This window comes from Brachybacterium sp. AOP43-C2-M15 (genome assembly GCF_052446295.1).
Lineage (GTDB): Bacteria > Actinomycetota > Actinomycetes > Actinomycetales > Dermabacteraceae > Brachybacterium.
In genome coordinates this window covers 182184-194694 of the sequence record NZ_JBQSWB010000004.1, presented here as the reverse complement: position 1 = coordinate 194694, position 12511 = coordinate 182184, and the positions used below count along the sequence as shown (strand labels likewise).

Genomic DNA, 12511 nt, shown 5'->3' with positions numbered 1-12511 from the left:
CGGCGGACGCGGGTCAGAGGGCGAGCAGCCCGAAGGAGGCCAGCGCGAGGGCCAGCAGCCCGAGGCCGACGGGGGCGTAGGCCCAGGGGCTGCGGGCGCGATCGGCGGGCGGGCGGCGGTGCAGCACGAGGGTCGACAGGCCGACGCCGATCGAGAGCACGATCGTGCCGATCACGAGCACGGGCGAGAGGATCACCAGGATCGTCGCGCCGACCTGGAACATCGCGGTGCCCGCCACGTCGAGCAGGCGCATGATCACGGTGGAGCGCGCCCCGACGCGCTGCGCGAGCAGGGTCGAGATCGCCTCCGTGGACCAGTCGCCGGGGCGGGCGATGCGCTGCCGGGTAGTGACGGTCTGGGCGGTGGCGAGGATGAGCCACACCAGGGCGCAGCCCGCGCCCACCCAGACGCCGAGCTCGGCCCGGATGTCCGCGGGCCACAGCAGCACCGCCAGCAGCACCGCCGCCACGCGCAGCAGCTCGTCGACCACGCTGCGCACGGCCAGCAGTCCCGGGTTGACGGCCAGCTGGGTGCGGGTGCGGGCCACGAAGAGGCTGGTGGCGACCAGCGAGGCCAGCTGCGCGGCGCCCAGACCGATGCCCAGCAGCAGCGGGACGGGGCTCACGGGCGCGAAGGGCAGGATCGCGATCAGCAGCACCACCGCGAGCGCAGGGATCAGCAGCGCTTGGATCGACAGCCCCTTGACGAGGTCCCGGACCAGATCCGCACCGGTGGGGGGATGGTCGTGTCCGGTGTGGTCGTGGGGGTCGTCACAGTGCGGCCCGGCCGCTGCGGGGGTGTCGGTCATGGAGCTCCTTCTGGGTCCCCACCAGGGTAGCGGGGGCGAGACGCCGTGCGGTCCGCCACCGGCGGTGTGGAACGATGGGTTCGTGAGGACGGATGCGAGGAAGACCGGCGGCGCGGGCCTGTCCGCTGCCCAGCGCCAGCGCGCCGTCGGCGCGGTGGTGGCGGCCGCCGCGGGCGACGCCCTGGGCGCTCCCTACGAGTTCCAGCCCCCGGTGGTGGACTCCGAGGAGGTCGAGATGATCGGCGGCGGGATCCTGGACTGGCAGCCGGGGGAGTGGACCGACGAGACGTCGATGGCGATCGTGGTGCTGGAGGCCTCGCTCGCGGCGTCCGACGGTCATGACCTGCGGATCGAGACGGCACAGGACCACATCGCGCGTGAGTGGTACTCCTGGTCGCTGGGCACCCCGGACATCGGGACGCTGACCTCGCAGGTGGTGCGCACCGCGGCGGACCTCGCCCGTGAGAGCGGTCATTACGCGCCCCGGGCGGCGGACTTCCGTCGGGCCGCGGAGGCCGCTCACGAGGAGCTGCCGGCCTCCGCCGGCAACGGGTCGCTGGGGCGCGTGCACGCCTCGGTGCTGCCCTATCTGCTGTCCTCGGAGGACGACGCGGTCGAGGGGATCGAGGCGGTGTGCCGCCTGACACACGTGCATCCGGAGACCCTCGAGGCCTGCACGCTGTGGGGGCTGGCCGTGCGGCACGCGGTCCTCACCGGGGAGATGGACGTGAGGGTGGGTCTGCCGCGGCTGCCCGAGGGGCGCCGTGCGGCGTGGGGCGAGTGGATCGAGGAGGCCGAGGAGTCGTCCCCGGTCCGGTTCCGCCGCAACGGCTGGGTGGTCGGGGCCTTCCAGGCCGCCTGGGCGGCGATCGTCGGCATGGGGCCGATCCCGGAGGGGAAGTTCGCGCAGCGCGAGGCGATGGTCGCGGTGCTCGAGGCGGCGGTCCGCGCCGGCTACGACACGGACACCGTCGCCTGCATCGTCGGTGCGCTGACCGGGGCCGCGCTGGGTCCCAAGGCGGTGCCGCCGGAGTGGCGGCGCGCGCTGTTCGGCTGGCCCGGCTACGAGGTCGACGAGCTGTGGGGGCTGGTCGAGCGCGTGATCGAGCCGATGGTCGACGAGTCCGGCGAGGACGGAGCCGCATGACGTCCTCCCCGGAGACCCTCCCCCGGGAGGCCTGGGATCTGCGGATCCTGGCCTGGAACCTGTGGGAGCTGCGCGGGGACCTGCGGGCGCTGATCGAGACGGTGGAGGACCTGCGGCCCGATGTGCTGCTGATCCAGGAGGCGCCCCGCTTCGTGCTCCCGTCGGCGCGGCTGCGCTGGTTCGCGCGTCGTATCGATCGTCGGATCCTGGTGGGCGGGGCCGGCGGGCGCGGTCTGGCGATCCTCGCCACCGACGAGATCGCCGCGCAGGTGATCCGTCGCGGGGTCCATCCCGTCGCGCAGACGGTCTCGGACCTGAGCTCGACCTACCCCCGCGGCGTCGCCGCGGTGCGGCTGTCGGTGCCCGGCGGCGGCGCGGTGGTGGTCTCCTCGACCCATCTGGCGCTGCAGGAGGACAACCGGATGCATCATGCCGAGCACCTGGCGGCGCTGGTGCGCGGGGCCGGGGCGCCGGTCATCGTCGGCGGGGACCTCAACGAGACGGCCGACGGTGCCGCGCGGCGCTTCCTGGCTCCCCTGCTCGCCGATCCCGCGGGGACGGACCAGCACACCTTCCCCGCCGCGGCACCCACCCGCCGGATCGACGCGATCCTGGTCACCGACGGAGTGCGGGTGCGGCAGGCGCGCGCCGTGCACGGCACCGCACGGGTCGAGGAGGAACGGCTGGCCGGGGCCTCCGACCACCGCCCGACCCTGCTGGACGTCTCTCTCTGAGCACCGGGTCCCCTCACCGAGCGGCCCGGGCCCCCTTCCCGGGCGCCCCGGGTTCCCCTCCCGACCGCTCAGCCGCGCAGACGCAGCCCCGTGCGCAGCGCGACGACGTCGTCCTGCCCGCCCACGTGGCGGATCGCGATGCCCCCGGGGACCGGGCCGACGACGGTGAGCTGGGTGCGGTAGGAGTCGACGGCCCGCCGCACGGTCTCGGCGGTGCCGGGATGCTCGCGCCACCGGAAGGAGGAGACGGCGCCGTCGGCCCCGCCGTCCGGGGTGCTCGCGACCTCGAGCAGGGGCGTGCCGGTGCGGGCGCAGGCCTGAGCGGTCACGTGGTGGGCGCGGACGTGGTCGGGGTGCCCGTAGGTCCCCTCGTCGTCGTACCCGATCACGGCGTCGGGCCGGAGCTGCCCGATGAGCGCCGACAGATCCGCGACGGCCTGGTCCAGGGGGCGGTGGGAGAAGCTGTCCGGACCGGCGGTGTCGGACGGGCCGGCGAGGCCCTCGCGCACCCACCGCATCCCGGAGTCGCGGTAGCGACGCGGAGCGGCGTCGGGCGCGAGAGCGGGCGCGGTGCCGAGCCAGTGCCGCTCGGCGATCCCGAGCGTGCGGGTCGCGGCGTCGATCTCCGTCTCCCGGACCGCCTCGAGCGGTCTGGGGTCCTCGGGGGAGACGGCGCCGGGCACCACCTCGCCCTCCTCGCCCCGGGTCGCGGTCACCAGCACCACACGGGTGCCGGCGGCGGACAGCGAGGCGAGCAGGGCCCCGGTGGAGAGCGATTCGTCGTCCGGGTGGGCGTGGACGGCCAGGACGGTCCGTGCCGTCCCGAGCAGCTCCCAGGGATCTCGGGGACCGGAGCTCATGCGGTCCCTCCGGGCGAGGTGCGGTGCACGAGCAGGCGCTCGTACTGGGCGGCCAGAGCGTCGGCGGCGGCGTCCCAGGTGCGGGTCGCGGCGAACTCGCGGGCGGATCGCACCGCGGCGTCGTACCCGTCGGCGTCGCCGAGCAGGGCCTGCAGGGCCTCGGCCCAGACGTCGGGGTCGCGCGACTCGAGGACCAGACCGTCGGGGGCGACGGCCTCCTGCACCCCGCCCGCGCAGCGCCAGGCGATCACCGGGGTGCCGCTGGCCTGGGCTTCGAGGGCGACGAGACCGAAGGTCTCCGACCAGCTGGTCAGCAGCAGCGCGCCGGCGCAGCGCATCTCCTCGGCGAGCTGGTCGCGGTCCAGCGAGCCGACGAAGTCGACGCGATCCTCGACGCCGAGCTCCCGGGCCAGCGCCCGCAGATGCTCGAGGTAGTCCTCGAAGTCCTGGGAGACCCCGCCGGCGAGCACCAGACGCGCCTCGAGGGCCGGGTCCAGGTGGGCGAGCACCTCGAGAGCGAGGTCGGGACCCTTGAGGGGCTGCAGGCGCGCCGTGAACAGCACCGTCGGTCGAAGGCGCCGTGCGGAGACGTCGTCGCAGGGACGGAAGCGCTCGATGTCCACCCCGGGACGCACCACCGCCAGCCGGGACCCGGGCACGCCGTAGCGCTCGCCGACGGTCCGGGCCTCGGCCTCGGAGACGGCGATGACGAGATCGGAGCCGGTGGCGGCGAACTGCTCGCCGGGGATGCGTCCCTCGGACTCGGCGGGCTCGCCCGCATCGAGGGTCCCGGACCCCTCGGGCGCGGCGACGGAATGGAAGGACTGCAGGTGAGGGATGCCGAGCTCGCGCGCCAGAGGCAGGGCCGCGACGCCGCTGAACCAGTGGTGGGAGTGGATCAGGTCCCAGCCGTCGCTGTTCGCCGCGCCGGCGAGGATCTCGTGCAGCGCGCGGCGGAAGGGAGCGATCGTCCGGTCCATCGCGCTCTTGGCGAGAGGCTCGGCGGGGCCCGCGTCCAGGTGGAGGAGTCGCACGCCGTCGGCGACCTCGACGACGTCCGGGGCGGAGGGGTCGCTGCGCCGGGTGAACAGATCCACGCGGTGGCCGAGCCGGGCGAGCGCGAGGGCCTGCTCGAGCACGACCACGTTCATCCCCCCGGCATCGGCGCCGCCGGGCTCCTCGAGCGGGGAGGTGTGCAGGGAGATCGCGGCGATGCGCAACGAGGTGGCCGACATGCCCGCCATCCTAGGCCGGGCCGATGCGCGGGCGGGTCCCCTTCCTGCGCCCGGGGTACGCCCGTCAGTTCGCGGGAGGCCCCACGGCGGTGCGGGGATGCGATGGATCGCCCTCCTGTGTTCGCCCGTGACGAAACTTCACGCGGCCTGCGTCACGGGAAGTTGAAACGGGCATCAGCATCATGGAGCCTGACAAGCATGGAGACGGCGGAGAAAGTTGATTGGGCTGCACTGAACGCCCACGCTGCGGGCCGTCCTGCCCGCCGACTGGTGGCCAAGGCGATCGCCGCGGCCGGTGGCGACCGTCAACCGGGCACCGTGCTCGATCTCGGCGCCGGGGCCGGGGCCGATTCGCTCCAGTTCGCGCGGCGCGGTTGGACCGTCCATGCCTACGACAGCGACGACACCCTCGCCGCCCGCCTCGTCGAGAACGAGCGGATGACCGGCTCGGTGCACTTCCATCACACCGACATCGCGGACGTTCCCGTGTTCCCTTCCGCGCAGATCGTGTACTCGACCTACACGCTGGGCCTGCTGGGTCCTTCGGCACTGCCGGAGGTCTGGCGGAAGCTGGTGGCGGCGCTCCCGCGCGGCGGCGTCATGGCGGTGGACTTCTTCGGGACCAATGACTCCTGGGCGGAGCGCGCGGACGTCGCGACCCTGCCGCTCGAGGAGATCGATGCGATGTTCTCCGGGTTCCAGGTCGTCGACCGGTCGATCCGCGACGAGGACGGGCGCTTCCTGGCCGACAAGAAGCACTGGCACGTCATCACGACCCTCGCGCGCAAGCTGCGCTGATCCGGCCCCGGCGGCCGCCCTCCGCGGGCGCCGCCTCACTCTCTGCAGACCCTCGTGCACCGTCGGCAGGTGCTTCTGCACCCGCGGCAGGTGCTCCTGGACGCCCTGCGGACGGGGCTCATGCGGAACGGTCGAGCATTCCGAGGTCCCCGGCCCTTCCGGCCCTTCCCGGCCACCTGACCCCGCCGAGCGTGCGGTCCCTCAGCGCGGCGTGATCGCTGGTCATCGCGATGGCCGCCACCATCCCGGAGGCCACCCGCCATCCCTGTCCCGGGAGCGTGCGCCGCTGTGCGAAGAGGGTCAGCGCTCGGCCCACGGAGCACGGCGCCTCACGGAGCGCCGCGGCCAGGGCGTCGGCGTCCTGCAGCGCGGTGTTCGCGCCGTGGCCCAGGTTCGGCGCCATCGCATGTGCGGCGTCGCCCAGCAGCACCACGTCCTCTCGCACCGGGATCAGCGGCGGGACCGTGTGGATGCCGTGCACGAGGGTGCGCTCCGGAGTGGCTGCGGCGAGGACGGTGTCGATCTCGTCCCGATGCCCGCCCACCACGTGACGCAGATGCGCGAGGTCCTCGGCACGGGACACGGTGCGGTGCACGGGGATGCCGGCGAACCAGTTGGTGCGCTCCCCGGCCAGTGGGGTGATGCCGAACAGCCAGCCGCGGCCCCACGTCTCGGAGATCTCGGGCGGAGGCACCTCCGCGGTGCCGCGCAGCACGGTGGCGCCATGGTCGCGGGCACGGGGCCGACCGGGCCAGCCCGAGCGCCGCGTCAGCGAGTGGACGCCGTCGGCGCCGACGAGGAGATCGGCGCCCGCGCGCAGGGGGCGGACGTCCTCGATTCGACGGCGGTGCGTGATCACGGAGCGCGGCAGAGCATCCTGCAGGATTCGCACCAGGTCCGAACGGGCGATGAGGAGGACGTCCCCGGCGGGCACGGTGGCGAGCACTCTGCCGTCGGCCGTGCGGAGCGTGCCCTTCTGCGGGGCTGCGGCGGCCGCGCGCACGGCATCCAGGACCCCGAGACGCTCCAGGACCCGCTGCGCGGAGCGGAACAGCCCGAGAGCGGTCCCGACGGCCGGGACGTCGAAGCGCTCGTCGATCAGGTCGACGTGATGCCCGTCGGCGGCCAGGAGGCCGGCGGCGGCGAGCCCGGACACACCGGCACCGAGGACGCGGATCGTGAGGGCAGGGGGCATGGATGCACTCCGTGGTCGAGAAGCGTGCTCCGACTCTATGCGGGCGGGACGCCATGTGGGCGGGACTCTACGTGGGCGGCCGGAACGGTGGGGCTGGCGGCGAGGACGGCGGTGCCGGCGGCGGCGGGTCCGACGGGATCGGCGGCGGATCCCCGTCGGGCGGACCGTCCGCGTCGAGGGCCGTGTCTGCGTCGTGCGGACCGTCTGCGTCGTGCGGACCGTCTGTGACGGGCGGAGCGACTGGGTCCGGTCGTCGCTCCTGCGGCCCCGTCGTCGCCGGGAGGTGCAGCGGCGGCGTGGTCGAGATCCCCTGCGCACCGTGAGGGCTGATCCAGAACCAGGCGGCTGGTGGTGACTGCGGGGACGCGGCGCGCTCGCCAGCGGCCGGTGCGTCCAGAGCGTCGGCACCGCTGGTGATGGCCGAGGCGTTCCGGGGGTCCGAGGAGCCCGTGGTGTCCGAGGAGCCTGTGGTGTCCGAGGAGCCCGTGGCCTCCGTGACGTCCTCCGCATCCTCCGCGCGATCCGCGTCCGCCGCGTCCTCCGCCTCCGTCGGGTCCGCCGGAGTCGCATCGAACCCGGCGATGTCCAGACCGGCGCCGTCGAGCGGTGCGATCACCCAGGACCCGTGCTCCTTGAGCAGGTTGCAGCGCACGCACAGCCCTTGGCCGTTCGCGTAGCTGGTGGGGCCGCCGCGATGTGACGGGACCACATGGTCCGCCTGCCGGATCTTCGCGTTGCACCACGGGGTGCGGCAGGTGGTGTCGCGCCACCGCAGGATCCTGGCCAACCCGGCGGGGAATGCCCTGGCCTGCGACTCCATCGCGATCAGATCGCACGTGCGCGGTTCCGAGTACACGCGCCGGTAGAACGCTGTGACCTCGTCGTCAGGATGCTCGGGCACCGTGTGCCGGAGATGCCCGGGCGGACGCCCGAGCAGTGTGTCCGTGACGATGTGCGCCGGGATCGATCCGTAGCCCTCGAGCTGCGCGCTCTGATCCTCGTCCTGTCGTCCCAGCAGCGCCGTGTCGGTCACGATGATGCCGACGTCGAGGCCGGGGGTCGGTCGGGGCCGGGAGGGAGCCTCGTCGGACCCCTCGGCCCGGTGCAGGATGGCATCGACCAGCAGATCCGCCTCGAGCGCGGGCACGGAGGTCTTCTCCCCGGCCGCACGCAGGGACTCCGCACGCGAGTTCAGGGACGTCATCATGCCCACGGCGTCGATGCCCCGGAGCACGGCGGTGACCCGGGCCATCCCGTTGGCCAGCGGCGTCATCGTGACGTGGCGCTCCCGCGCCGCCCGTTCGGCCCTCTCGCGGGAGGTCTCGGGCTCGAGCCTCTGGACCATCTGCTCGATGTCCGAGCGCAGTCGTCTGTGGCCCTTGCCCTGCAGGGTCCCGGGACTCTCCCGGATCATCTCGTCGACGCGCGTGCAGGTGGCGGGGGAGGCGCCGCGCAGCGCTGCGGCCACGGTGGTGGCCTGCGCCTCGGTGACGGACCCCTCCCAGAGGCCGTCGACGGTGCCGGGCATCTGCTGGACCAGCCGTCGGGCGGCGGCGAGGGAGAAGGAGGACGCGGCCGGCGACACGCGCCGAGCCAGGGCGATCTCCTGATTCGCTCCGCGTCCCTGCTCGGCGGCGGGGAACCCGCGCGCCTGGTCCTCCCGTCGGATCCGCTCCTCCGCGGCGACCTGCCACGCTGCGCCGACCGCGGCGAGGGAGGAGCGGAGGTGATCGAGCCCGCCGAGCACGGCGAGCGCCTCCGCGGGGGAGTCCGGGGCGGTGTCCGGGAGGGAGTCGCGCACGGAGCTCGTGCGGGTGAAGGCGACGAGCGTGGCGGAGACGATCTGCGCGAGCACGGTGCGCGCCCCGTCGCTCGCCTCGACCGCCGTGAGACGGGCGGCGACGGCGTCGAGGACATCCGTCGAGCGCGAGGCGGCCTCCCCGCGCCCGCCATCGTCCCGGCGCGGGGAGGCCTCGTCGGGCCGGGCCCCGTCGTCGCGCGGCGTCATCGAATCCATGCCGCGATCGTACGGAGATTCGATTGCGACCACCACCCTCGCCCTCGGGCGGTGGATAACTCCTCGGCTGTGGACGAGAATGTGGAGAAGGGGGCTCGGTGGAGGAGCGGTCGCGGACGGCGCGCTCCGTCGGCGACGGTGTCCGCACGACTCGAGAGTGTGAGGATCTGGCTGGTCGCGCGGAAGGAGGCTCCGCCTGAGCCGCGGGTCGCCCGCCGTCGCAGGGGCGGCGCGGGGTGGGCCTGGGCGTGATATCGAGAGGAATCTCCGCGACGATCACGCGAACGGCGACCGGATAGTACGTCAAGAGCGTCCTGAAGAATTGTGGAGAAGTCATCCCGGGGAGGAACGGTCCCGGTGTCGCCGCCCCGTCGGCGCTCCGGCGAGCTCAGCGCCCCAGCAGCGTCAGCACCGCCGTCACCCGGCGGTGCACGCTCGCGCTCTCGCTGAGCCCCAGCTTCGCGAACAGCCGCTGGGTGTGCTTCTCCACCGCGCCGCCGCTGATGAACAGCCGCTGCGAGATGCCGGCATTGGTCAGTCCTTCGCCCATCAGCTCGAGCACCTCCCGCTCGCGCGGGGTCAGCTCGTCCAGCGGGGTGCGTCGGCGCGAGGCGATCACCTGGCCCACCACGTCCGGGTCGATCGCGACGCCGCCGGCCGCCACCCGCTCGATGGATTCGAGGAAGGCGCGGATGTCGAACACCCGGTCCTTCAGCAGGTACCCCGTGGCGTGCTCGCCGGACTCGATCAGCTCGGTCGCATAGCCGACCACCACGTACTGGCTGAGCAGCACGATCGGCGCCTCCGGCCACTCCCGGCGGATCTCCTGCGCCGCGCGCAGCCCCTCGTCGGTGTGGCTGGGCGGCATGCGGATGTCGGAGATCACCAGGTCCGGTCGCAGCTCGAGCGCCCGCACCACCAGCTCGGTGCCGGTCGAGGCCGTGCCCACCACCTCGTGCTCCGCCTCCTCGAGCACCAGGCGCAGGCCCTCGCGGATCAGTGCGGAGTCGTCCGCGATCAGGACGCGCACGGGATCACCGCCTCCACGCGGGTTCCCGCCTCGGCGGGAGAGGTGACCGTGAAGCGGCCCTCGAGGGAGGCGACGCGGCCCGCGAGCCCGGCGAGACCGCCTCCGGTGCGCACCTCGGCGCCGCCGCGCCCGTCGTCCTCGATCCTCACCCGTGCATCATCCCCGACCCTCGCGACCTCCACCAGGACGCGGCCGGCCCCCGAATGCTTGGCGGCATTGGTCAGCGCCTCGGAGACGACGTAGTAGATGCCGATCTCGACGTGCTCGGGGAGGTCCAGCTCCGGGCACTCGACAGCGGTGGGCAGCGGGGAGATCGCCGCGAGCTCGGTGAGCGCGGCGGCGAGGCCGCGGTCCACCAGGATCGGCGGGGCGATGCCCCGGGAGAGCCGTCGCAGATCGTCCAGGGTGAGTCCCAGCTGCTCGCGGGTCTCGCGCAGCACGGTCTGGGCCTTCTCGGGGTCCCTGGCCGCGAGCGCCTCCACGCGGGCGAGGTCCATCGAGGCGCGCACCAGGCGCTGCTGCGGACCGTCGTGCAGATCGCGCTCGAGCCGGCGCAGGGCGGCGGATTCCGCGGAGCGGCCCGCGGCGCGGGACTGCTCGGTGCGCACCAGGCGCTGCTGCTCCTGATGCCGCGAGCTCAGCAGACCGCGGGCGACGCCCTGGTGCAGCGCGGTCAGGCCGCGCACCACCGGCCCGAGCGTGAGCAGGAACAGCAGGCCCACGCCGAACTGCATGGCCATCTCCGCCGGGAGCGTGAACGGCTCGGGGACCCCCAGCAGCGTGCCGAGGCCGTCGTTCGACGACGAGGGGAGCACGTTGTCCAGGACCAGGGTGGCGATCGGTCCTCCGAGGGTGGCGAACGCGCCGACGGTCCAGGCCAGGGCCAGCGGGAAGGTGATCAGCGAGAGCAGGAAGTTGACCAGCACCCACAGCGAGTCGAGCCAGTTCTGGGGATCGGTCAGCGGGGTGAGCAGGCGGCGGGTCCGACCGGCGCCGGCGGGGGCGCGCACCGGCGCGGGGGTCGGCAGGTCGGTGCCGAGGAACGAGGACTGCACCGCGCGCTCGGCCATCGCGAAGCCGCGGGCCACGAGCACTGCGAGCATCAGGATCGGCAGGCCCACCCAGACGATCACGGTGGAGGCACCGGCGGAGAGCAGGCCGAGGACGAGGGAGAATCCGATGGCTCCCAGCACCAGGGCGAGGAATCCGTAGGCGAGGAAGCGGCCGATGCGAGCGGCCCAGCGGCCGACGGACCAGCGCTCGGACGGTGGCGACGGTGCCGTGGGGGAGGGAGGGGCGTCGAGGGCGTCGGGCAGGGGCATCGTGGTCATGACTCCACTCTGGCGATGGATGCTCGCGCGCCCCATCCTGTCACCGGGTGGATCATTGTCGGGCTGGCCCGACGCCGGTGCTGCTCACGTCGCTGCCATCCGCCTCGGCGAGCGCCCGGGCGCCGTCCCACAGGGTGAGGCAGAAGGGGTGGCCGACGGGATCGGCGTAGACCAGGCAGTGGTCGGCGTTCGGCTGGGCGGCGTATCGGGTCGCTCCCGCCGCCAGCACCCGCGGCTCCGCGGCGGTCAGGTCGTCGACGAGGAAGTCGAGGTGGATCTGCATCGGAGGGTCGCCGGACGGCCAGCTCGGCGGCCGGAACTGGTCCACCTGCTGGAACCCGATCTCGGTGCCGGGGGTCCGGACGGTCGCGAAGCGGGCGTCACCCCGTGCGGTGCCGCCGGTGATCTCGGCGTAGAACCTGGCCAGGGCGAGAGCGTCCGGCGCGTTCACGGTGACGGCGTCGAGCGTGATGGCTGTCGACATCACGCCACGTCCGCGTCCTGGTAGGCGGAGATCAGCTCGTTCCAGCGGTCCTCCCAGAGGGACGGGAGGCCGACGAGGGAGCGCGCGAGGTCCTCGAGGTGTGCCTGCCAGCCCGCCCCGTGGGTGGGCAGCTCGGCCACGGGAAGGCCGCGCTCCTCGACCACCAGCCTGGTCCGCTCGCCCTCCTGGGTGAGCCACGCCTCGATCTGCGTCTCCCCGTCGGTCCCGGGGTCCGAGGTGAGTCGGAGGTGACGGGGCGGCTCGCAGGCGTCGATCCGCGCCGGGCCCGACCAGCCGCTGGTCCAGGAGGACCGGACGATCCCGCCGGGGCGCAGATCGCCCGAGACCTCGCCGATCCAGCGCGCGAGGCGCTCGGGCTCGGTGCAGGCGCGCCACAGGTCCTCGATGTCGGTGTCGTAGAGGTCCTCGACCCGTACGGCGCCTCGGGTGTCGTCGATCCGACGCATGCTGCCGATGATGGTCATCTCCGTGCCTTCTTCCCTCGGGCGATCTCGGTGTGGAGAGCGTCGAGCCGGTGCTCCCAGAGCGCGCGATACGTCCCGAGCCACTCGTCCAGCTCGGCCAGCGGCGCGGGGCGCAGGCTGTAGATCCGGCGCTGGGCGTCCTGCTCGACCTCGACCAGTCCGGCGTCCCGCAGCACCCGCAGGTGGCGTGACACCCCCGGCCGGGCGATGGGGAGCGCCTCGGCGAGCTCGCCGACGGTCGCCGGATGATCCCGGAGGATCTCCAGCACCGTGCGTCGATTCCCGTCGGCCAGGGCCTGCAGCACCGCATCCATGACCCGAATGTACCCGGCTGTGTACGTAACCGCAAGGGTACATAAAGAGCCCGAGGTCGGGCGGGTCGGCCCG

The 12511-nt window shown here is 73.6% G+C and carries 13 protein-coding genes; 3 read left to right on the top strand and 10 right to left on the bottom strand.

The features are described 5' to 3' along the window. Window positions 1–13: 13 nt before the first annotated feature. Entirely contained in the window at window positions 14–808 is a 795-nt protein-coding gene (locus ACT3SP_RS06135) for a hypothetical protein (RefSeq protein ID WP_444586375.1), read from the bottom strand. Window positions 809–890: 82 nt separating this feature from the next. Here ACT3SP_RS06135 and ACT3SP_RS06130 point away from each other — a divergent pair, with 82 nt between their 5' ends. Then, window positions 891–1955: an ADP-ribosylglycohydrolase family protein gene (locus ACT3SP_RS06130; protein WP_444586374.1), complete on the top strand. Its 1065-nt coding sequence runs from the start codon at window positions 891–893 to the stop codon at window positions 1953–1955. Beyond that, window positions 1952–2689, top strand: coding sequence for an endonuclease/exonuclease/phosphatase family protein (locus ACT3SP_RS06125; protein ID WP_444586373.1), 738 nt, complete (start codon window positions 1952–1954; stop codon window positions 2687–2689). Before ACT3SP_RS06130 ends, ACT3SP_RS06125 begins: the two co-directional genes overlap by 4 nt. Before the next feature lie 68 nt (window positions 2690–2757). On the opposite strand, the gene ACT3SP_RS06120 is transcribed toward ACT3SP_RS06125, so the two are convergent. Continuing rightward, window positions 2758–3549: a PIG-L family deacetylase gene (locus tag ACT3SP_RS06120; protein WP_444586372.1), complete on the bottom strand. Its 792-nt coding sequence runs from the start codon at window positions 3547–3549 to the stop codon at window positions 2758–2760. Further along, window positions 3546–4784 (bottom strand): glycosyltransferase, encoded by a 1239-nt coding sequence (locus ACT3SP_RS06115; protein WP_444586371.1) that lies wholly within the window; start codon window positions 4782–4784, stop codon window positions 3546–3548. Before ACT3SP_RS06115 ends, ACT3SP_RS06120 begins: the two co-directional genes overlap by 4 nt. A 198-nt stretch (window positions 4785–4982) precedes the next feature. On the opposite strand from ACT3SP_RS06115, the gene ACT3SP_RS06110 reads away from it, so the two are divergent. After that, entirely contained in the window at window positions 4983–5582 is a 600-nt protein-coding gene (locus tag ACT3SP_RS06110; RefSeq protein ID WP_444586370.1) for a class I SAM-dependent methyltransferase, read from the top strand. A 118-nt stretch (window positions 5583–5700) separates the two neighbouring features. Here ACT3SP_RS06110 and ACT3SP_RS06105 read toward each other — a convergent pair whose 3' ends face one another. The 7 genes from ACT3SP_RS06105 to ACT3SP_RS06075 form a co-directional block, all read right to left on the bottom strand. Then, window positions 5701–6777, bottom strand: coding sequence for an FAD-dependent monooxygenase (locus ACT3SP_RS06105; RefSeq protein ID WP_444586369.1), 1077 nt, complete (start codon window positions 6775–6777; stop codon window positions 5701–5703). 67 nt (window positions 6778–6844) lie between these two features. After that, a complete protein-coding gene (locus ACT3SP_RS06100; RefSeq protein ID WP_444586368.1) occupies window positions 6845–8794 on the bottom strand; it encodes a DUF222 domain-containing protein in 1950 nt (649 codons plus the stop codon). A gap of 388 nt (window positions 8795–9182) precedes the next feature. Then, the gene (locus ACT3SP_RS06095; RefSeq protein WP_444586367.1) at window positions 9183–9824 is read right to left on the bottom strand and encodes a response regulator transcription factor; all 642 of its coding nucleotides are present in this window, start codon (window positions 9822–9824) and stop codon (window positions 9183–9185) included. Further along, the gene (locus tag ACT3SP_RS06090; protein ID WP_444586366.1) at window positions 9812–11155 is read right to left on the bottom strand and encodes a sensor histidine kinase; all 1344 of its coding nucleotides are present in this window, start codon (window positions 11153–11155) and stop codon (window positions 9812–9814) included. Before ACT3SP_RS06090 ends, ACT3SP_RS06095 begins: the two co-directional genes overlap by 13 nt. A gap of 52 nt (window positions 11156–11207) precedes the next feature. Beyond that, window positions 11208–11639, bottom strand: a complete 432-nt coding sequence (locus ACT3SP_RS06085) for a VOC family protein (RefSeq protein WP_444586365.1) — start codon at window positions 11637–11639, stop codon at window positions 11208–11210. Further along, window positions 11639–12124, bottom strand: coding sequence for an SRPBCC family protein (locus ACT3SP_RS06080; RefSeq protein ID WP_444586364.1), 486 nt, complete (start codon window positions 12122–12124; stop codon window positions 11639–11641). Before ACT3SP_RS06080 ends, ACT3SP_RS06085 begins: the two co-directional genes overlap by 1 nt. Further along, a complete protein-coding gene (locus tag ACT3SP_RS06075; RefSeq protein ID WP_444586363.1) occupies window positions 12121–12438 on the bottom strand; it encodes an ArsR/SmtB family transcription factor in 318 nt (105 codons plus the stop codon). The genes ACT3SP_RS06080 and ACT3SP_RS06075 overlap by 4 nt, the downstream gene beginning before the upstream one ends. Window positions 12439–12511 lie beyond the last annotated feature (73 nt).